The sequence below is a fragment of the Pseudomonas amygdali genome (genome assembly GCF_002699855.1).
GTDB classification, from domain to species: Bacteria; Pseudomonadota; Gammaproteobacteria; order Pseudomonadales; family Pseudomonadaceae; genus Aquipseudomonas; species Aquipseudomonas amygdali.
The window spans coordinates 93,851-114,330 of sequence record NZ_LKBW01000112.1 but is presented as its reverse complement, the minus strand read 5'-3'; the positions used below and the strand labels follow the sequence as shown (position 1 = coordinate 114,330).

At 58.6% G+C, this 20,480-nt stretch carries 14 protein-coding genes and 2 pseudogenes; 9 read left to right on the top strand and 7 right to left on the bottom strand.

The window, feature by feature from the left end; all coding sequences use genetic code 11:
* Positions 1–26 precede the first annotated feature (26 nt).
* The gene (locus tag AO277_RS10405; protein ID WP_099258956.1) at positions 27–359 is read right to left on the bottom strand and encodes a helix-turn-helix domain-containing protein; all 333 of its coding nucleotides are present in this window, start codon (positions 357–359) and stop codon (positions 27–29) included.
* An 81-nt stretch (positions 360–440) separates the two neighbouring features.
* On the opposite strand from AO277_RS10405, the gene AO277_RS10400 reads away from it, so the two are divergent.
* The 7 genes and pseudogenes from AO277_RS10400 (at position 441) to AO277_RS10370 (ending at position 8,582) form a co-directional block, all read left to right on the top strand.
* Positions 441–677, top strand: a complete 237-nt coding sequence (locus AO277_RS10400) for a DNA-binding protein (RefSeq protein ID WP_002553342.1) — start codon at positions 441–443, stop codon at positions 675–677.
* 702 nt (positions 678–1,379) lie between these two features.
* A complete protein-coding gene (locus tag AO277_RS10395; protein ID WP_002553341.1) occupies positions 1,380–2,462 on the top strand; it encodes a 3-deoxy-7-phosphoheptulonate synthase in 1,083 nt (360 codons plus the stop codon).
* 81 nt (positions 2,463–2,543) lie between these two features.
* Positions 2,544–2,825 carry a peptidylprolyl isomerase gene (locus tag AO277_RS10390; protein WP_002553340.1) on the top strand — a complete coding sequence of 94 codons (282 nt, stop codon included), beginning with the start codon at positions 2,544–2,546 and terminating at the stop codon, positions 2,823–2,825.
* A gap of 224 nt (positions 2,826–3,049) precedes the next feature.
* A pseudogene (locus tag AO277_RS10385) lies at positions 3,050–4,919 on the top strand (extracellular solute-binding protein).
* A complete protein-coding gene (locus AO277_RS10380; protein ID WP_002553338.1) occupies positions 4,920–5,984 on the top strand; it encodes a microcin C ABC transporter permease YejB in 1,065 nt (354 codons plus the stop codon). It begins immediately after the preceding pseudogene.
* Positions 5,984–7,006 (top strand): ABC transporter permease, encoded by a 1,023-nt coding sequence (locus tag AO277_RS10375; protein WP_044317371.1) that lies wholly within the window; start codon positions 5,984–5,986, stop codon positions 7,004–7,006. The genes AO277_RS10380 and AO277_RS10375 overlap by 1 nt, the downstream gene beginning before the upstream one ends.
* Position 7,007: 1 nt before the next feature.
* Positions 7,008–8,582 (top strand): ABC transporter ATP-binding protein, encoded by a 1,575-nt coding sequence (locus AO277_RS10370; protein ID WP_044317372.1) that lies wholly within the window; start codon positions 7,008–7,010, stop codon positions 8,580–8,582.
* Between the two features lie 50 nt (positions 8,583–8,632).
* Here the strand turns inward: AO277_RS10370 and AO277_RS10365 are convergent, their stop codons facing one another.
* Complete coding sequence (locus AO277_RS10365) at positions 8,633–9,802, bottom strand: PilT/PilU family type 4a pilus ATPase (protein WP_044317373.1); 1,170 nt, start codon at positions 9,800–9,802, stop codon at positions 8,633–8,635.
* Positions 9,803–9,925: 123 nt separating this feature from the next.
* Here AO277_RS10365 and AO277_RS10360 point away from each other — a divergent pair, with 123 nt between their 5' ends.
* Positions 9,926–10,201 (top strand): peptidylprolyl isomerase, encoded by a 276-nt coding sequence (locus tag AO277_RS10360; RefSeq protein ID WP_002553334.1) that lies wholly within the window; start codon positions 9,926–9,928, stop codon positions 10,199–10,201.
* Between the two features lie 74 nt (positions 10,202–10,275).
* Here the strand turns inward: AO277_RS10360 and pgm are convergent.
* The 5 genes and pseudogenes from pgm to AO277_RS10335 form a co-directional block, all read right to left on the bottom strand.
* Positions 10,276–11,921, bottom strand: a pseudogene (gene pgm, locus AO277_RS10355) (phosphoglucomutase (alpha-D-glucose-1,6-bisphosphate-dependent)).
* A 115-nt stretch (positions 11,922–12,036) separates the two neighbouring features.
* Complete coding sequence (locus tag AO277_RS10350; protein ID WP_044317374.1) at positions 12,037–14,364, bottom strand: ATP-dependent DNA helicase; 2,328 nt, start codon at positions 14,362–14,364, stop codon at positions 12,037–12,039.
* A gap of 105 nt (positions 14,365–14,469) precedes the next feature.
* Positions 14,470–15,876: an aminotransferase-like domain-containing protein gene (locus AO277_RS10345; RefSeq protein ID WP_044317375.1), complete on the bottom strand. Its 1,407-nt coding sequence runs from the start codon at positions 15,874–15,876 to the stop codon at positions 14,470–14,472.
* Positions 15,877–15,967: 91 nt separating this feature from the next.
* Positions 15,968–17,470, bottom strand: a complete 1,503-nt coding sequence (locus AO277_RS10340) for a hypothetical protein (RefSeq protein ID WP_010197391.1) — start codon at positions 17,468–17,470, stop codon at positions 15,968–15,970.
* A 600-nt stretch (positions 17,471–18,070) separates the two neighbouring features.
* On the bottom strand, positions 18,071–19,093 hold the full coding sequence (locus AO277_RS10335) for a zinc-dependent alcohol dehydrogenase family protein (protein WP_044317376.1): 1,023 nt from the start codon (positions 19,091–19,093) through the stop codon (positions 18,071–18,073).
* Between the two features lie 309 nt (positions 19,094–19,402).
* Between AO277_RS10335 and AO277_RS10330 the strand changes: the two genes are divergently transcribed.
* On the top strand, positions 19,403–20,317 hold the full coding sequence (locus AO277_RS10330; protein WP_002553328.1) for a LysR family transcriptional regulator: 915 nt from the start codon (positions 19,403–19,405) through the stop codon (positions 20,315–20,317).
* The last annotated feature ends 163 nt before the right edge of the window (positions 20,318–20,480 follow it).

Below are 20,480 nucleotides of genomic sequence, written 5' to 3'. Positions count from 1 at the left end.
TTTGGTCGGCATACATGCACCTCTAGCTACATGTTATGCCCGAACACAAAATTTCTGACAGTCTCACGCCTGATCGCATCCTGATCATCTTTGCCCAACACCCGGTAATTACCCAGAATCTTTTCTTCGATCACACTGAGGTTGTCAATCGGCACCGGCGTGCGCGCTCCCGTCAGCACATAGAGCACATCCACACCTTTGGCCGCCACCGCAGCCAGGTAATCGGCCTTGGGCGCGCGATCACCATTTTCATACTTTCCCTGGGCGTTAGCCTCAACTCCCCCTATTTCACCTAAGGTACGCTGAGACATGCTCAGACGCTCTCGTTCTTTTCTCAGCCGACAACCGATTCCACTCATTTGAATCTATTATCCTGTTAAAGCCATTCTAACGAATGTTAGAATCCCGCAAAATTGAATAGATTTGAACGGTTTTGAACTATGCCCGGAATACGCACCGCCGCACAAGCCAAGGCCTGGCTCGAACAACAGGGAAAATCTGTTCAGGAATTCGCTCGGGAAAACAGCATTGATCCGGCGACAACTTACCAGGTGCTGGCGGGCCGCAAGAAAGGCAGGCGAGGTGAAGCGCATAAGGTAGCCGTATTGCTGGGCATGAAGATCGGGACCATCCCGAACATGCAAACCCCGCAGGAAGAAGTAATGGGTGAAGAGTAGCTGATCCTGCCGGAGACTGCAGGCGCAATATGTAGAAGCCTGGCCGCACCATAGCCTGCCGCCAGGTAACTGTCATCAGCCGTTGAGCGGTTTACCCCTCGCCCTCTGGACCACCACGTCAATGCTCGTAGCCATCGATAATCCTGGTGATTGAATTTTCCAATTGAATGCGCCGCCGCTCCTGAAGTAAGCTTCGGAGCAATCAACGGAGACCCACCATGCTGCAATCCACTTCATCACTGCTTCAAGCGGCTACCGGCATTTTCTGCCGTGCATGCGCTGTGGCTGTGCGGGTTGCCTCGGTGAATGCTCCTTTTCAGCTCAACTCTTATTATGGGTATTGGTTTAGCCACTGGCGCGCCTGATACCTATCCGGCGCCCACTTCAAGGGGACGCCAACCAGAGAATTCTCTACCCCCGGTCGGCTTCCCGACCGGGGGTTTTGTTTTTTCAGGGCCAGGTATTTTCAACCCTTCATAAATATCACGCTGCACATTGAGGACTAAGACATGAACTACGCCACTTATTACCGCAACGACATCGACTTCGCCTGGCGATTTAGCCATCTCCGTTCGGGACAGCCTGCCGCCTCCGTTCGGTCACTGCCAGGTGGCAACCACAAACGCCCGGCCAATACGGCCCTTTGTCGAACACCCCAGTAGGTCTGCGCGGTACTGCACCGCCAGCCCAGGAAGCCAGAATATGAATTCGTCCGTTGCCGTAAAACCGTCCGACCTGTCCAGCCATGCCGTTGCTCTGGCAGACAACAGCCCCGCCTCGAAACGCCTGCCCGGCACGCTTGAACTGAAAATGCGCCTGCCACTGAATGCAGCGCTGACCGAACAGGTTGCTGCCCATCGCCGCGCCGTACGCGCCATCCTTGAAGGTGAAGACTCGCGACTGCTCGTTATCGTGGGCCCCTGCTCGATCCATGACCCGCAATCTGCTCGTGAATATGCCGAGCGACTGGCCGGCCTTGCGGCGCAAGTCAGTGATCAGATGCTGCTGGTGATGCGCGCCTACGTCGAAAAACCGCGCACGACAGTGGGCTGGAAAGGCCTGGCGTACGATCCCCATCTGGACGGCAGTGACGATATGGCTGAAGGCCTGGCGCTGTCGCGACAATTGATGCGTGACATGCTGGAAATGGGCCTGCCGATTGCCACCGAGATACTGCAACCCATGGCCGCGGGCTATTTCGATGACCTGCTCAGTTGGGTCGCGATCGGCGCACGTACCACCGAGTCGCAAATCCATCGGGAAATGGCCAGCGGGCTGCCCATGGCAGTCGGCTTCAAGAATGGCACTGACGGTGGCGTCGCGGTGGCCAGCGATGCAATGCGTTCAGCGGCGCATCCGCATCGCCACTTCGGCATGGACGGTCACGGTCATCCGGCAATCATCCAGACGCAGGGCAATCCGGACACTCACATTGTGCTGCGCGGCGGCCACAGCGGCCCCAACTACGATGGCCAGAGTGTCGCTCGGGTGCAGGCCAGCCTGACCAAAAACAATATCCCATCGCGAATCATGGTCGATTGCAGCCACGCCAACAGTGGCAAGGACCCGTCACGCCAGCCCCACGTCTTTAACGATGTTCTTGAACAGCGCCTGGCCGGCAATACCTCACTGATCGGCATGATGATCGAGAGCCACTTGTTCGACGGCTGCCAGGCATTGGGCGGGACGCTGCAGTACGGCGTTTCGGTCACCGATGGCTGCCTTGGTTGGGAAGGCACCGAACAGCTATTGCGTCGCGCGGTTGACCGTCTGCGTTACAGATAAACAGAGCGAAGGAACTTTGTCGGGAAATACCGTACTGAATCCGGTAGGCTGTTTCTTTTTTTTCACAGGAGATTATTCCCCATGGCTAAAGCCACTGCCCGCCACATCCTTGTTTCGAGCGAAGAAAAATGCAACGAACTCAAGGCTCAGATCGAAGGCGGCGCTGATTTCGCTGAAATCGCCAAGGCCAATTCCAGCTGCCCATCCAGCCGTCAGGGCGGTGATCTGGGTTCGTTCGGTCCAGGCCAGATGGTCAAGGAATTCGACACCGTCGTGTTCAGTGCACCAGTGAACACCGTTCAGGGTCCGGTAAAGACCCAGTTCGGTTACCACCTGCTGGAAGTGACCAGCCGCCAGGACTGATCCTGCTGCGCTGAGTACCAGACGGCTCATCTTCGGATGGGCCGTTTTTGCAGGTGGCCGTTAATACCGTTGCCTGCTCGCAGCGGCTTGGCGAAGCGACCATTTGTCTGTAGAAGATACCGCGACGCAGATGCCTGAGCGCTGCCGGGATTTTCGTCATACCTTGACAGTCAGTTGCCTTTAACCCTGACATTCGCTTGCGAACGTCAGTCAGGATTCGAGTCATGCGTTTTGTTTTTTCATCGTTGCTCGCCTTCACGCTGACCTTCGTTGGCGTTGTTCAATCGCTGTCTGCAGCACCACAACACGCACTGACCGTTTACGGCGAGGCCCCGCGCTACCTTGCCGACTTCAAACATTTCGATTATGTGAACCCGGACGCCCCGAAAGGCGGCAGCATGCGCCGCTCGGCCATTGAAATAGGTCAGTTCGATCACTTGATGCCGTTTACCGACAAAGGTATGGGGGTTTCGCAGATCAATGGCCTGCTCTATGCCCCGCTGGCCATACGCTCTATGGATGAGCCTTATACGGTCTACGGACTTGTCGCCGAGAAAATGGAGCGTGGTGCAGGCGGCCTTTCCTTGCGCTTTTACCTCAACCCGAAGGCGCGTTTCGCGGATGGCACCCCGATTACCGCCGACGACGTCAAGTACACCTACGAACTGCTGATGACCCAAGGCAACATGCAATACCGGACCCAGTTTGAGGCGGTCAAAGGCCTGGAAGTCGAATCCCCCTTGCAGATCCGTTTCGACTTCAAGCACAGCGACAGCCGCACCCTGCCCCTGGACCTCGCTTCACTGCCGGTATTCCCCGAACACTGGTGGAAATCCCGCGACTTCGCCAGTGGCGCGGGGTTTGAAGTTCCTCCGGGCAGCGGGCCTTACACCATCAGCCATGTCGACCCGGGGCGCACCATCACGTTTCAACGCGACCCAGGCTGGTGGGGCAAAGACCTGCCGGTCAGCAAAGGCCTGTACAACTTCGACACCTTCAGCATCGAGTATTTCGGCGACATTGACGTGGCACGCACGGTTCTCAAGGGCGGGGCCTACGACTACAACCGCGAGTTTTCAGCGACCGGCTATTCAATTCGCTATGACGGCCCGGCACTCAGTGACGGTCGCTTGCAGAAGGCCCAACTGGCCAAGGGCGCGGTGCAAAGCTCACAGGGCTTCGTATTCGACCTGAGCCGACCGATGTTTCAGGACCGCCGCGTGCGCCAGGCGCTGTCGTTGCTCTGGGACTTCGAATGGACCAACCGGCAGATGATGCGCAACATGTACATTCGCCAGGACAGCTTCTTCTCCAACTCGGAGCTGGCTGCCAGCGAATTGCCTACTACCGCCGAACTGAAAATCCTTGAGCCGCTGCGTGGCAGGGTCCCTGACCAGGTGTTCGACAGCGTGTTCAAGGCACCAAAAACCGATGGCACAGGCTTCATTCGCGACAAGCAACTGCAAGCACTGGCGCTGATGAAAGAGGCTGGCTGGACGCCGCAGGGCGACCAACTGGTTAACGCACAGGGCGAACCCTTCAGCTTTACGTTTCTCAACGCACAGAATGGTTTCGAGCGGATGCTGCTGCCGTATAAACGCACGCTGGCGCAGATCGGCATTCATTTTGATATTCGTCGCATCGATTCCGCGCAATACCTCAACCGGGTAATGGCCCGCGATTACGACATGATTGTCACCGGCTACCCGGTATCTACCTCGCCCGGGGCCGAGCTGTACAACAGCTTTGGTTCGAAAGTAGCGATGGACCCAGGCTCCAGCAATTACATGGCGCTTCAGGACCCCGCCGTCGACACCTTGATTGCAGGCCTGCTCAAGGCCGACAACAAGCAGGCCATGACCGACTATGCACATTGCCTGGACCGGGTACTACAGTGGAACTACTACTGGATTCCCAACTATTTACCCGCCAGGCTCCTCCACCGTCTGGTGGAACCGTTTCGGCATTCCGAAAATCCAGGCCAGCAACAATGAAGCCATCGAAACATGGTGGGAAATCAGCCCGACGCCATTGACCAATGAGCAGTTCGCTGAAAAACGCGGTGCCTCAGCCATCGTTTCGGAGATGCACTGAATGCTCGGCTATATTTTGCGTCGCCTGCTGCTGATCATCCCTACTCTGCTGTGCATTTTGCTGGTCAACTTTTTCATCGTGCAGGCCGCGCCGGGCGGCCCTGTCGAACAGGCTATTGCGCGCTTGCAGGGAATTGGCGGTGCGACCGTGGGCGCCGGTGCGAGCGAATCGGCCGGTGCCGGACACTCCCGAGCGTCCCGAGGACTGGACCCGGTACTGATCAAACAGATCGAACATCAATACGGTTTCGACAAGCCCTTGCATGAGCGGCTCTGGCTGATGCTGAAGAGTTACGCCCGACTGGATTTCGGCAACAGCTTCTTTCGCGGTGCCACGGTCACCGACCTTATTCTGCAAAAAATGCCGGTCTCCATATCATTGGGCCTCTGGGCGACGTTGCTGACATACCTGGTATCCATCCCGCTGGGTATTCGCAAAGCGGTCAAACATGGCAGTCAGTTCGATATCTGGAGCAGCACCGCGATCATCATCGGTTACGCCACGCCAGCCTTCCTTTTCGCCATGCTGCTGGTGGTGGTGTTCTGCGGTGGCACGTCACTGAACTGGTTTCCGGTGCGCGGGCTGGTCTCGGACAACTTCGAGCAACTGACCACCGTCGGCAAGATCGCTGACTATTTCTGGCATTTGGTGCTGCCTGTTTCAGCGCTGGTGATCGGCGGTTTTGCCACACTGACCCTGCTGACCAAACATTCCTTTCTCAACGAAATAACCCGTCAGTATGTGACTACCGCCCGCGCCAAGGGTATGAGCGAGCGGCGCGTGCTCTATGGCCATGTGTTTCGCAATGCAATGCTGCTGGTTGTGTCGGGTATTCCGCAGGCGTTCATCAGCGTGTTCTTTGCCGGTTCGCTGCTGATCGAGGTGATCTTCTCGCTGGATGGCCTGGGCCGCATGAGCTATGAAGCGGCCGTTTCGCGGGATTATCCGGTGGTGTTCGGCTCGCTGTTCATCTTTACCGTCTTCGGCCTGCTGATAAAACTGATTGGCGATGTCTGCTACACGCTGGTTGACCCCCGAATCGACTTCAGCGCGAGGAATGCATGATGCGTAGCCTCTCGCCGCTGGCCCGTCGCCGTCTGGAGCGCTTTCGCAGCAATCGCCGGGGCTGGTGGTCGCTGTGGCTGTTCTGCGCACTGTTTGCACTGACTCTGGGCGGTGAGCTGATCGCCAATGACAAACCACTGATGGTCAGTTACCAGCACTCGCTCTACTTTCCGGTGTTCAAGCGCTACACCGAGCAACAATTTGGCGGCGAACTGCCCTTCCAGCCGGATTACCGCAGTGACTACGTGCGCCAGTTGATCACCAAGGGCGACGGCTGGATGCTGTTTCCGCCAGTCCCGTTCAGTGACGACACGCCCAACTATGAATTGACTACCCCGTCCCCCAGCCCGCCCTCAGCGAACAACTGGCTCGGCACCGATGATCAGGCGCGCGATGTACTGGCGCGGGTCATTTTCGGCGCTCGGGTGTCGATCCTGTTTGCGCTGGTCCTGACCTTCATCAGCGCGCTGATTGGCATCACCGCTGGCGCGCTGCAAGGCTATTACGGCGGCTGGGTAGACTTGCTCGGTCAACGTCTGCTGGAGGTCTGGTCCGGCTTGCCGGTGCTGTACCTGCTGATCATCCTGTCAGGCTTCGTCGAACCCGATTTCTGGTGGCTGCTGGGCATCATGGCGCTGTTTTCCTGGCTGACGCTGGTTGATGTCGTGCGCGCCGAGTTCCTCCGTGGGCGCAACCTGGAGTACGTCAAGGCAGCGCGTGCACTGGGCCTGGGGGACCGGAAGATAATCATGCGTCATATCCTGCCCAACGCGATGACTGCGACGCTGAGCTATCTGCCGTTCATCCTCACCGGTGCCATTTCGACCCTGACCGCTCTGGATTTCCTGGGCTTCGGCATGCCAGCGGGCAGCGCTTCACTGGGCGAACTGATCGCCCAGGGCAAGCAGAACCTGCAAGCGCCCTGGCTGGGCCTGACAGCGTTCTTTGCCCTCGCGTTGATCCTGACGCTGCTGGTATTCATAGGCGAGGCGCTGCGTGATGCCTTTGACCCGAGGTCCTGATATGCCGGAAAACCTGATCGAAATTCGCGACCTGAGCGTTGCGTTCAGCGGGCAAAAGGTCGTCAGCAACCTGAGCCTGGACGTACGCCGCGGTGAATGCCTGGCGCTGGTGGGTGAATCCGGCTCCGGCAAGTCCGTCACTGCGCACTCGATCCTGCAACTGCTGCCGCACAACGGTACGCTGACCACTGGCAGCATCACCTACCGGGGTCAACAACTGGTGGGTGCCGACCAGCGCACCCTGCGCGAGCTGCGTGGCAACCGCATTGCCATGATTTTCCAGGAACCGATGACCTCGCTGAACCCGCTGCACAGCGTGGCCCGACAGATAGGCGAGACGCTGCTGCATCGTGGCATCAGTGGCCGTGAAGCGCAGAAGCGCATTGTCGAACTGTTGGAAATGGTCGGCATTCAGCAGCCGGAAAAACGCCTGAAAGCCTACCCGCACGAACTGTCCGGAGGCCAACGCCAGCGGGTGATGATTGCCATGGCGCTGGCATGCGAGCCGGAACTGCTGGTTGCCGACGAACCGACCACTGCACTGGACGTCACCGTGCAACGCAAAATCCTCTTGCTGCTCAAGGAGCTGCAGCAGCGCCTGGACATGTCGCTGCTGTTGATCAGTCATGATCTCAATCTGGTTCATAGCGTGGCGCAGCGCGTCTGCGTCATGCGTGCCGGCGAGATTGTCGAGCAGTCCGATTGCAAGTCGTTGTTCAAATCGCCGCAGCATCCTTACAGCCGCCTGCTGCTGGATGCCGAACCTGCGGGCGAGCCGCTGCCACGCGACACGCGGGAAACGGTTCTGCAGGTCGATAACCTGAAAGTCTGGTTCTCCCTGACCGGCGGCATTCTGCGGCGGCACAAGGAGTACCTCAAGGCGGTGGATGACATCAGCCTGAGTATCGAGCGCGGCAAGACCCTCGGCATCGTCGGCGAATCGGGTTCCGGCAAGTCGACACTGGGCCAGGCGATCCTGCGCCTGCTGGAATCACGCGGCGGTATCCGCTTCCGCGGGCAGGCGCTGGACGGCTTGAGCCAGAAACAGATGCGCCCGTGGCGCAAAGAGATGCAAGTGGTCTTTCAAGACCCTTATGGCAGCCTCAGCCCGCGCATGTCAGTGGCGCAGATCATCAGTGAGGGCCTGGAGGTACACAGCCAGAACAACCCGACGAAATGCGATGCAGAGGTCATTCGGGCACTGGAAGAAGTCGGCATCGATCCGCAGAGCCGGCATCGCTACCCCCATGAGTTTTCCGGCGGTCAACGTCAGCGTATCGCCATTGCGCGGGCGCTGGTGCTGAAACCAGCGCTGATTCTGCTCGACGAGCCTACCTCGGCGCTGGACCGCACCGTGCAGAAACAAATCGTCGCACTGCTGCGCGAGCTTCAGGAAAAGCACGGCCTGACGTACCTGTTCATCAGTCATGACCTGGCGGTGGTCAAGGCGCTCGCCCATGATGTCATCGTGGTAAAGGACGGCAAGGTTGTCGAGCGCGGTGCCAGCCACGATGTGTTCGAATCACCGCAGCACCCCTATACACAGGAATTGCTGGCTGCTGCGCGCCCTGAATAATCTGGTCCACAACGAAGCTTCTGCCCGGAGGGCGCAGGAGCTTCACCGATTTACGCCTGCGGCCCCGGCGCGTCGTCATCGACCAGCCCCCACTCGGCGGTACTTGCCGTGCTGCTGCCGATCGGGGCCGGGGGCGGCGGCGTCAGGCTGGCGACTCCGCCTTCACTGTGCAGTTTGAGGCGCAGACGAACGTTGTTCTGCGAGTCGGCATTCTTCAGCGCTTCCTCCTCGCTGATCGCCCCCTCGACGGCCAGATTGAACAACGCCGTGTCGAAGGTCTGCATACCGAGGCTGCCGGATTTCTCCATGATGCCCTTGAGTTCGGTCAGTTCATTGCGCTGAATCAGGTCGCGAATGGTCGGCGTGCCCATCATCACCTCCACCGCTGCGCGACGTTTGCCGTCCGGGGTTCTAACCAGCCGCTGGGACACGAACGCCTTGAGGTTATTGCCCAGGTCATGCAGCAACTGCGCACGACGCTCTTCCGGGAAGAAGTTGATGATCCGGTCCAGCGCCTGATTGGCGTTGTTGGCATGCAGGGTCGAGATCGCCAGGTGGCCAGTGTCGGCAAACGCCAGCGCATGCTCCATGGTCTCGCGGTCACGAATTTCGCCGATCAGAATCACATCCGGAGCCTGACGCAACGTGTTCTTCAGCGCCGCGCGGAAACTGCGGGTATCGACCCCCACCTCGCGCTGGTTGACGATGGACTTCTTGTGCCGATGGATGAATTCGACCGGGTCTTCAATGGTGATGATATGGCCGCTGGCGTTGCGGTTGCGGTAATCGATCAGCGCTGCCAACGAGGTCGATTTGCCCGAGCCGGTGGCACCGACGAACAACACCAGGCCGTGCTTTTCCATGATCACATCGAGCAGTACGGGCGGCAGGAACAGGTCCTCGAAACGCGGAATATCCAGCTTGATATTCCGCGCGACGATGGACACCTCGTTACGCTGCATGAAGATATTGATCCGGAACCGGCCGATGCCCGCCAGCGAAACAGCAAGGTTCATCTCCAGTTCGCGCAGGAATTCGAGCTTCTGCTCCTCGTCCATCAGCCCCTGGGCAATCACCGCCACCTCGCCCGGTTTGAGGGTTTCACTGCCCAGCGGCTTGAGCACGCCGTTGAACTTGGCGCACGGAGGCGCTCCGGTGGAAAGATACAGGTCCGATCCGTCCTGACTGGCCAGAATCTTCAACAGCGCCGGAAAATCCATAATCAATACCGTACAAAATGAAGTAAAAAGACGACGACCATCATGACGGCACGCGTGACGCGCGGGCGTCGCTCAGCAAGAGCAGGCATAATGGCAGCCTTTTGCAGCAGGTGATATTGCGACATGAAAGCCCAAGCCCGCCATATTCTGGTGAAAACCGCCGAAGAGGCCGAACAGCTCAAGCTGCGCATTGCCAAGGGTGAGGCGTTTGACGTGCTGGCTAAAAAGCATTCTAGCTGCCCATCCGGCAAACGTGGCGGTGATCTGGGCGAAGTCCGGCCTGGGCAAATGGTCGGTGCCATCGATCAGGTGATCTTCAAGAAGCCGCTACGCGTGGTGCACGGCCCGATCAAAAGCAAATTCGGTTATCACCTGGTGCAGGTCTTCTATCGCGACTGAGCCACAGGTCAAAAGCTGAAAAACCCCGAACCGGTTGAGGTTCGAGGTTTTTCGGGCCTTGACGAAAGCAGTGATTATTTCGGCGAAATCGCCCCGTCCACCAGCACTTGAGCTTCTGCCACCAGGCGCTTGAGGTGATCTTCGCTGACAAAACTCTCGGCGTAGATCTTGTAGATGTCCTCGGTGCCTGAAGGGCGTGCGGCAAACTAGCCGTTTTCGGTCATGACTTTCACGCCACCGAACGCCTGATCATTTCCCGGTGCGTTGCTGAGTACCTTCTGAATCGGCTCACCCGCCAGCTCGGTGGAAGTCACCTGCTCTGGCGACAGCTTGCTCAGCAGCGCCTTCTGCTGCGGGTTGGCCTTGGCGTCGACGCGGGTCGAGAACGGCTCGCCCAGCTCGTCGGTCATGTTCTTGTACGTTTCGCTTGGGTCACGACCGGTACGGGCAGTGATTTCCGCAGCCAGCAAGGCCGGAATCAGACCGTCCTTGTCGGTGGTCCAGACAGTACCGTCGCGGCGCAGGAACGAGGCGCCGGCGCTTTCTTCACCGCCAAAGCCCAACGAACCCTCGAACAGGCCCTGCGCGAAATACTTGAAGCCGACCGGCACTTCGTACAGGCGTCGACCCAGGCGCGCAGCCACACGATCAATCATGCCGCTGCTGACCACAGTCTTGCCGACTGCCGCATCGGCGCGCCACTCAGGACGGTTCTGGAACAGGTAGTCGATGGATACCGCCAAGTAGCTGTTGGGCGTCATCAGGCCACCGCTCGGGGTCACGATGCCGTGGCGGTCGTGATCCGGGTACAGGCAAATGCCACTTGATAACGGTCCTTGAGACCGATCAGGCTCTGCATGGCATGGCTGGAAGACGGGTCCATACGAATCTGGCCGTCCCAGTCAACGGTCATGAAACGGAACGTAGGATCGACAAACTTATTGACCACATCCAGGTTCAGGCCGTAATGCTCGCCAATCGCCGACCAGTAGTTCACCCCGGCCCCACCCAGCGGGTCGACACCGAGACGCAGACCCGAATCGCGAATAGCGTCCAGATCAATGACGTTCTTCAGGTCGGCTACGTAAGTGTTGACGTAGTCATGGCGGTGAGTGGTGTCGGCACGCAGTGCTTTTTCATGGCTGATGCGTGAAACGCCAGTGACTTTCTCGGCCAGCAGTTCGTTGGCCTTGTTCTCGATCCACTTGGTGATATCACTGTCAGCCGGGCCGCCATTGGGCGGGTTGTACTTGAAGCCACCGCTTTGCGGCGGGTTGTGCGACGGCGTGATGACGATGCCATCAGCCAGCCCCGAAGTACGGCCACGGTTGTAACAGATAATGGCGTGAGACACCGCAGGGGTTGGCGTGTATTCATCGCCTTGCGAGATCATCACCTCAACGCCGTTGGCGGCCAGCACTTCAAGAGCGGTGGCAGCGGCTGGCGTGGACAACGCATGAGTATCAGCCCCAAGGAACAAAGGGCCGTCGATACCATTTGCCTTTCGGTACAGACAGATCGCCTGGCTGATAGCCAACACGTGCCATTCGTTGAAGCCCAGATCGAACGACGTGCCACGGTGTCCGGAAGTGCCGAACGCAACGCGTTGAGTAGGTACCGATGCATCAGGTTGACCGGTGTAGTAAGCCGTGACCAGTCTCGGAATATCGACCAGTAACTGCGCAGGTGCCAGCTTGCCGGCGAAAGGACTGAGACTCATACAACCTCCACTAAGAAATGAAATACAGAGAAAAAATAAAGACTTGCTGCAGGTAAAAACATAATCGATGCGGCAGTTTACTGGCAGTTCGACAGCGCTGCTTGAGTATCGATCCCTAAGCCGTTGACGTTTCAGGCCGCCACCACGCCGGAAACAGCTGCCTGACCTTGTGCTCGGCAAAACGATCGTCGATCAGCATCACCAAGCCACGATCACTCTGGCTGCGGATCACCCGTCCAGCGGCCTGCACCACCTTTTGCACGCCGGGGTAAAGATAGGTGTAGTCGTAGCCAGCACCGAACAATGCGGCCATGCGCTGCTTGAACTGCTCGTTGACCGGGTTGAGCTGCGGCAGCCCCAGCGTGGCGATGAACGCGCCGATCAACCGTGCGCCCGGCAAGTCGATGCCCTCACCAAAGGCACCGCCCAGTACGGCAAAACCGATGCCCTGACTGCTCAGGGTAAAGCGGTCGAGAAACGCGTGACGCTCACTCTCGCCCATGCCCCGCGCCTGCTGCCAGAGGGTGATGTGCGGATGAGTCTGCGCCATCAGTTCAGCCACTTGTTGCAGGTAATCAAAACTGCTGAAAAACGCCAGGTAGTTACCTGGCCGCGCTTCGAACTGCTCCGCCATCAGCTCGACAATCGGTGCCAGCGAGGCCTGACGATGAGTGAAACGGGTGGAAATGCGGCTGACAATCCGCACGTCGAGTTGGTCGTGATTAAACGGTGATTCCACATCGATCCACGCTGTGTTGACCGGCAGCCCGAGCAGGTCCGCATAGTAATGCCGCGGGTTGAGCGTTGCGGAAAACAGCACGGTGCTGCGCGCAGCGGTCAGGCGCGGACGGATGAAGCGTGCTGGAACCACGTTACGCAGGCTGAGGCGCGACAGGATGCGCTTGCCGCCCGCCTCGCGCCGGGTGATGTCGAATATGAAATGCTCGTCGAACAGCTCGGCGATGCGTGCAAAGCCGATGGCTTCCAGATAGAAACCCTGCAACGTGCCATCCACTGTCTGCGGGTGCTCGTTGAAATGATCACCGATGGTCGAGATGCACTGGTTCAGGCTGCCGATGAATTTTTCCGGTGCCGCCGAATACGCCTGATAGGCAGCGGGCTGCACTTTGTGCAGCGCATTCCATTGCCGGTCGAGACGCTGCAAGGCTTTTTTAACGGGTTCGGGCGACGTCTGGATCAGGGCTTTCAACTGGCTCTGATCAAGACTGGCGCTGTACATCTGCCGGGCCCGCTCGACCATGTTGTGCGCTTCGTCGACCAGCACCGCCACGCGCCACTGATTGAGCTGGCCGAGGCCGAACAGCAGCGCACTGAGGTCGAAGTAATAATTGTAATCAGCGATTACTACATCAGCCCAGCGTGCCAGTTCCTGGCTGAGGTAATACGGACAGACCTGATGCCGCAATGCGGCCTCGCGCACGCTGGCCTGATTCAGCCAGGGCGACTCAAGTGCAGCGGCGCGGGCCGCTGGCAGACGATCGTAAAAGCCATTGGCCAGTGGACAGGAATCTCCGTTACAAGCCTTGTCCAGATGCTCGCAGGCCTTGTCCCGCGCCACCAGTTCCAGCACCCGCAGCTTTAGCTCCGGCGCACTGTGATTGATGACCTCAAGCGCATCCAGCGCCAACCGACGCCCGGGAGTCTTGGCGGTGAGAAAGAAAATCTTGTCGAGCTGCTGACCGGGCGCCGCCTTGAGCAATGGAAACAGCGTGCCCACCGTCTTGCCGATGCCCGTGGGTGCCTGAGCCATCAGACAACAGCCGGTGCTCACCGCCTTGTACACCGACTCGGCCAGCACCCGTTGCCCGGTACGAAAGGACGCATGAGGGAACTTCAGGCTGCCCAGCATCTTGTGCAGCGCCTGCGTATGCGCCATTTGCTGCTGCGCCCAGCCGAGGAATATCGTGCACTGTTGCTCGAAGAACTGTTGCAGCGTCGTTGCACTGAATGACTCGCGAATCAGGGTTTCCTGCTCGCTGACAATGTTGAAATACACCAGTGCCAGCGTCACTTGCTCCAGTTGCAGACGCTGGCAAAGTAGCCAGCCGTAGACCTTCACCTGTGCCCAGTGCAATTGACGGTGGTTGGCAGGCATCGCATCCAGCTCGCCGCGATAGGTCTTCACTTCTTCCAATTGATTGCGACCGGCGTCGTACCCGTCCGCCCTGCCCCTTACCGTCAGCTCGCGATAGTCACCACTCAATGAGAGCTCGGCCTGGTAGTCAGCACCACGACGCGACGCGACCGTACGGTGTCCGGCAATCCCTTCCTGAGCCGTTGGCGATGGTGTGAAGCGCAGGTCAAGATCGCCGACCTTGGCGGTGAACTCGCACAGTGCGCGCACGGCCACGACATAACGCGCAGGCGATTCGCTGATGAGGGCTGGCTCGGAGTCGGGTTTTACAGGGGCGGTCGGGGTCACTGCGCTGGGAAGCCGTAGGTTGTGAATACTGGACAGGCGTCCAGTTAACAGCCTTGAATCACGTGTGGCAAACATAAATGGATCGACGGCCTGCGATGTAAGTGTCTAGGGCAGACGCGCCTGTGCTAACGCTTCTCCCAACGCGCCCAGGCGCGCGGCCGGATCCTGGCTCCAGTCGATGGCGTAGCTGACCCACAAATGCTGCCCGTAGCGGTTTTGCAGGCTGAACAGTTCGCCGGGAGTAATGACGATGCGCTGGGCCAGCAGCCTGTCGAAGACCTGGCGCATATCCACGGGGTGTACGCTCTCGGCCCAGACGCCACAGCCGCCCTCGGGTACCTGATAACGCAACGCTCCGCCCGTCTGTTCATCCAGTTGCTGTGTCATCGACTGCATGCGTCTGGCCAGGGTTTCTCGCAACGCCATCAGTTGCCCGTCCAGACGACCACTGCTGCACAGCCTGGCAATCGCCCGCTGACGAATCGGCGGCAGTTCGAATGCTCGCAGCCAAAAATACTGCTGCCAGCGCACCTCAAGGGTTTTGCACAGCAGATAGCCGTAAGGGGCTTCAGGCCCAAGGCTCTTGTCAAAGGCGCCGATAATCACCAGACGCTGCGGGTCAACCCAGTGGCGCAGAGGGGCCTGCTCGTGCGCAAATTGCACACCCGCATGGCTGTCATTTTCCAGCACCCAGACCTGGTGGCGGTTTAACGCTTGCGTAACGGCCTCGCTGTTACCCGGCGGGCGCATGCTGCCTCGCACCGGGTTCAGTAAAGAAGGCAACACGGCAAGCCCGATATCATTGTCGCGCAACAGGCTATCGAGTCGAGCAGGATCAAGGCTGCCGGTATCGTCCAGTGGCAGCTCGATAACGCGGATATCGAACGATTGCAGCAAGCGCAGCAACGCCCAGGCGCAAGGCGACTCCACCAGTACCACAGCGCCGCGCAACCCCAACGTTTCGATAACGGCCTTGAACGCCCCATGCAGGTCCGGGGCGACATAGACATTGTCAGCGTGCCAGCAGTGTTCCGCGTCGCGGGTATAGCGGGCTGCCAGTGCGGTGCGCAGCTCTGGCTCGCCGAACGGCTGAAAACCTGGTTCCCGCAGGCGCGGATAACGGCGAACCAGTTCTTGCTCCATTGCCGGCAGCGGACTTTCATGTGCATGCAGAAGGGTCGGTTCATCGCACCCCAGCAGCGACATGCCCGGGCGACGGGCGTTATCACACAGCACGTGCAACAGATCGCCATCGCTGTCAGGGCATGCTCGCCCTTCCCTGTTCCCGCTGCACGGTGCCGAGTAATAGCCGGACTTGGGAAGCGAATAAACGCGCCCTTCCTTCTCCAGCAGCGAATAGGCACTTTGCACCGTGGATATCGATACGCTCAGTCGCTGTGCCAGCTGTCGCAGTGACGGCATCTTCAGCGCCAGCTCGCCTTGCTGCTGGTCGACCAGCCGCACGAGGTAGCGGTAAACCGCCTGATAGGCGAAATCCGTGTTGTTTTTCATCCAGGTATCCGCAGCTCAGCCAGACCAGGCTTCAGAAAATCGCGACATGACTGACGCCGGTTGCCGACAGCAGCCATGATCCGAAACCGGTTCAGCGCCCGGAAAGCATCTCGACCACTGCCTGACCGGTCGCCGGGTCAACGGTCATGATTCGGCGTTTGTCAGGATCGGCAGCGCGAATTCTGGCGATGATCGAATGAGGGTCATCGAAGTTCACCCGTTGTTTGCCGTAAAGGTTTTGCAACGATTGGAGGCTCAGACCGCTGATATCCACCAGCCACTGCATCACTTGATCCGGGGCCGTTGAGCCCGAGAGCACCTTGTGCAGATCCGGCAGTGCCACCAGCATGCCGGGATGGCAGCGGCGCAGAAATGATTCAAGGCCATCGCCCTGATTGACGAATGGCGAGAACAGCATGCAGACCAGTTGAGTCTCGTTCAGGCCAAACCCCTCCTGAGCGAAGCCTGAGGCCAGCTCGCGACGCGTCTCGATTCGCGCCCGCCCGGCATAAGCGCTGAGCGCCTGATCAATCAATCGTGGCGGCATCTGCTTTCTGCGCATCAGCGATGTTGCCAGCTCAAGGTATTCGGCTATCCCGTCGGCATAATTTCGCTCTTGCAGGTACTGCGCAGTCAGGCCCCGCATATGAGCCATCAGCAAAGGGTTGGCGCAATCGGACTCACTGAAGCTGAACGACAGATCATCGAAGCGGAAATCAAGGAATTCAGTCAGCAGGTTCCAGTGCTCGTCTGCCTTGCAACTGACCAGATCGGCGATGGTGATAAAGGCTGGCGCGTTGGCTTTTTCAGGGACCGCTATGGATCGGTTTGCCCGCGGGCTGTCTTCGCCGTCCCCGTACAGTTCGTGGTAATACGCCTGGCCGATCGTGTCGATGACCTTGAGTACGCCAGTCAGCGTCTGGTTGCCCCAACTGCCCGTGTATTGCCCGGTGCGCTGGGCCAGACGCATGATCCACGTCGCGTACTGCCGCTGCTCCCTGCGTGAATCGCCACTGACCACAGCATCGACACCGTTACCCCAGCTCAACGCGCGCCCCAGAAATTCCGCCAGCCCCAGATAGCAGGTATTGCAAAACGTGGTGCGCGCGTCACCTGCGGAGAGGTGTCCGCCAAGCAGCATGTCTAGGCGATTCTGCTCGCGCCCTGCGCTGGAAAAAGGCAGATCCGGCTCGAAGGCCTGGGTGTACTGGTTGTCGATCACCAGCGTTTCGACGCGCGGGTCGTCATACAGAAACAATGCTGAATAGGTGCGGTTGATGTTATCCATCACCGCGGGTGTCATTCCCGCGTGGCGTCGATTGGCGACCCGCAAATTGAACGTACCGGGCGATCGACAGGCAATGCTCAACTGGGCGGCGCGCAAAAAGGCCAGCGTGTAGGCACTGTCCTTGCCACCGCCGAACGCCACCAGCACCTTGAAACCGGAAATTCGCTCGATCCCGCCAGCCGCGACAATCAATCGCTGAATCAACAACTGCAACGCCGTGCGTTCCGCACGGGTGAAATACCCCAGCAAACGTTGCAATACTTGCTGATAGACGTAATTCATTGCCTGTTCGTGGATAGAGCTCATTGTGTGTCACCTGCCTGTCGCTCAAAACGCGACACGGTGCAGGCAGAACATTGAACATCAAGCTGACAACCAAGTTTATAGTCGAGCATGACTCATTCCCTGAGTGGTAATTACCGACGCATTATCAATATCGCGAACACAATTACAAGACACAGTTTGTGCTTAAAAACAGTACAGCCTTCCGAACGTTCTCCCTGCCACTAAACTTACTGTTTAATACCTCGATTACTTGCATGCTGCGCGACTGACTCACCACGGCGCAATGCCGCCAGCCATAAGGCTGGCCGCTCAAGGCGCTCCAGTGACCGGCAGGCTTTGCGCTCAATCATGTTTTCATCAAAGCTCGTAGGAAATACCATTTATGGATCACGCTAACTGACAGAACCAATAAACCTTAATAAACAATTGAGCCTGACGTAAACTTATCTGTTGTGGTTATCTTTTTTTAATTCTCACTCACCGTTAGCGCACCCACACAGGCTCGACGATGCGTTATTCAAATGACGTTTAATTAATGGCAGGGATTTCACAATAGAATGCAAAAAGCCTTCCGTTCGGAAGGCTTTTTCGATAACACGCTTAAACTTGAAATCTGCCGAGTCAGACCGACTCGACTTCCAGCACCGCACGCCCGCCAATCGGGCAGACATCCATGTAACGGTGCGCCTGCACCACCTGCTCGAACGGGAAGCTGCGCGTCTGCAACGGCGCAAGTACCTTGTCGGCGGTCATTTGATTGATCTGCTGCAAGGCGCGTTGCAGTGCAGCCTCATCCTGAGTAATACCCAGCTCAGGCTTGCCGGTGAAATTGCCCAGGCAGTGCACGTAGAACTGAATGTTTTTCTGGAACGCAGCGCAGGCCGGGAACGGCGTCTGATTACCGCCTTGCAGGCCATACAACACAAGGCTGCCGCGTGGCGCGAGCACATCACCCATGATCGACATCTGCGGGCCACCGAGGCCATCGAAAACAGCATCGACACCACGGTTTTCGGTGTACTTGTTGATTGCCATCAACAAGTCCTGCTCTTCGGTGACCACCACCTTGTCGGCACCCAGAGACTGTAAATACTCACGGGCATCTTCGGTCTTGGTCGCGGCGATCACCCGGGCACCCAACGCCTTGCCCAACTGCACGAAAGCAGGACCGGAACAGTGGCTGGCGTCGGTGACCAGCACGGTTTGCCCGGACTTGATACGCGCCAGGTCAACATAGGCAAAGTACGCCACCAGATAAGGTGTGTAATGCACGCTGGCCTCGACCGGCGAAAGCACATCCGGGTAGCGAGTCAATGCCCGACGCGGCAATACGATGGTTTCGCCATAGACCGGGTGCTGGTTGGCATCGGCTGCCGGAAAGCTGGCGACCTTGTCGCCGACTTGCAAATCGTCGACCCCATCGCCCAGCGCAGTCACCACGCCAGCCATCTCATAACCCAGGCCAGCAGGCAGCCGGGCCTGGGTAGACGCGAGATTTTGTCGCCAGAGAACGTCGTACCAGCTGACACCGATGGCCTGGACGCGCACCTGCACCTCGCCGGTAACAGGCGACGCGACAGGATGCTCTTCGAGCTTGAGCACCTCGGCCGGGCCAAACTGGTGAATACGGATCGTGCGGGACATTTAGAACCTCGCCTGGTAAACCTTGATGCCACAAACTTTATCCGGGCATTGCCGGGAACACTATCGGTGGCTATTGATAGTCGACATGCCTGTCATCGATTGTGTCCTGTGAGCTGCATGTCGCAGCCAGAAAGCGTCTGGAAGCCACGATGCGCAATGGCCGCCATTGTTCGCATGTCGACGAGACATTGCAAGCCATGTGGACATTCCGTGGCCTTGCCATTAATTTTCCCTGCGCCAGACCCGCATTTGCTCGTACTATCGCACCCTGCTCACGTCCCAACCGACAAATGGCCCGAGATATTCCGCATGAATCGTAACGACCTGCGTCGCGTCGACCTCAATCTGCTCATCGTTTTCGAAACCCTGATGCATGAGCGCAGCGTTACACGTGCGGCGGAAAAGCTGTTTCTGGGCCAGCCAGCCATCAGCGCAGCACTTTCTCGCCTGCGCGGCCTGTTCGACGACCCACTGTTCGTGCGTACCGGGCGCAGCATGGAGCCCACCGCCCGCGCCACAGAAATATTCGGCCTGCTTTCGCCGGCACTCGACTCCATCTCGACAGCGGTTAGCCGTGCGTCAGAGTTCGACCCGGCCACCAGCACTTCAGTGTTCCGCATCGGTTTGTCGGACGACGTCGAGTTTGCCTTGCTGCCCACCCTGCTCAAACGCCTGCGCTCCGAAGCTCCGGGGATTGTGCTGGTGGTCAGACGCGTCAATTACATCCTCATGCCGCCATTGCTGGCCTCGGGTGAAATCTCGGTCGGCGTCAGCTACACCCAGGACCTGCCTGCCAACGCCAAGCGCAAGGTATTGCGCAGGAGCAAGCCGCAATTGTTGCGGGCCGACTCGATACCAGGCCCCTTGAGCCTCGACGACTTCTGCGCCCGCCCACACGCGCTGGTCTCCTTCGCCGGCGACCTGAGCGGGTTCATTGACGAGCACCTGGAAAAAATCGACCGCAAACGCCACGTCGTCCTCGCCGTACCACAGTTCAATGGCCTGGCGACACTGCTGACCGGCACCGACATCATCGCCACCGTGCCTGACTATGCAGCGCAGGTACTAACAGCCGCTGGGGGCGTTCGGTCTGAAGACCTGCCGATTGAAACCCGCACGTTCGAACTGCACATGGCCTGGAGGGGCGCGCAGGATAATGATCCGGGGGAGCGCTGGTTGAGGTCGCGGATTCAGATGTTTTTTGGGGATCCGGATAGTCTTTAAGAGTCCGCAGGCAGGCCGTTCAGCTGATCATTTCTGCCTTTCCACAAACCATGAAGCTAAATTCACTTCCAGTGGATTTCTACACTGGGGGGCACATCTGAGGGCATGCTTTACCTCACTGCACCCACGGGCGGCTGTAACTTGATCAAGCAATCAAGCCCTG

Bases quoted from the DNA above. Each gene is read 5' to 3' on its own strand.
- AO277_RS10405 (WP_099258956.1), bottom strand. From the start codon at position 359: ATGAGTGGAATCGGTTGTCGGCTGAGAAAAGAACGAGAGCGTCTGAGC.
- AO277_RS10400 (WP_002553342.1), top strand. From the start codon at position 441: ATGCCCGGAATACGCACCGCCGCACAAGCCAAGGCCTGGCTCGAACAA.
- AO277_RS10395 (WP_002553341.1), top strand. From the start codon at position 1,380: ATGAATTCGTCCGTTGCCGTAAAACCGTCCGACCTGTCCAGCCATGCC.
- AO277_RS10390 (WP_002553340.1), top strand. From the start codon at position 2,544: ATGGCTAAAGCCACTGCCCGCCACATCCTTGTTTCGAGCGAAGAAAAA.
- AO277_RS10380 (WP_002553338.1), top strand. From the start codon at position 4,920: ATGCTCGGCTATATTTTGCGTCGCCTGCTGCTGATCATCCCTACTCTG.
- AO277_RS10375 (WP_044317371.1), top strand. From the start codon at position 5,984: ATGCGTAGCCTCTCGCCGCTGGCCCGTCGCCGTCTGGAGCGCTTTCGC.
- AO277_RS10370 (WP_044317372.1), top strand. From the start codon at position 7,008: ATGCCGGAAAACCTGATCGAAATTCGCGACCTGAGCGTTGCGTTCAGC.
- AO277_RS10365 (WP_044317373.1), bottom strand. From the start codon at position 9,802: ATGGATTTTCCGGCGCTGTTGAAGATTCTGGCCAGTCAGGACGGATCG.
- AO277_RS10360 (WP_002553334.1), top strand. From the start codon at position 9,926: ATGAAAGCCCAAGCCCGCCATATTCTGGTGAAAACCGCCGAAGAGGCC.
- AO277_RS10345 (WP_044317375.1), bottom strand. From the start codon at position 15,876: ATGAAAAACAACACGGATTTCGCCTATCAGGCGGTTTACCGCTACCTC.
- AO277_RS10340 (WP_010197391.1), bottom strand. From the start codon at position 17,470: ATGAGCTCTATCCACGAACAGGCAATGAATTACGTCTATCAGCAAGTA.
- AO277_RS10335 (WP_044317376.1), bottom strand. From the start codon at position 19,093: ATGTCCCGCACGATCCGTATTCACCAGTTTGGCCCGGCCGAGGTGCTC.
- AO277_RS10330 (WP_002553328.1), top strand. From the start codon at position 19,403: ATGAATCGTAACGACCTGCGTCGCGTCGACCTCAATCTGCTCATCGTT.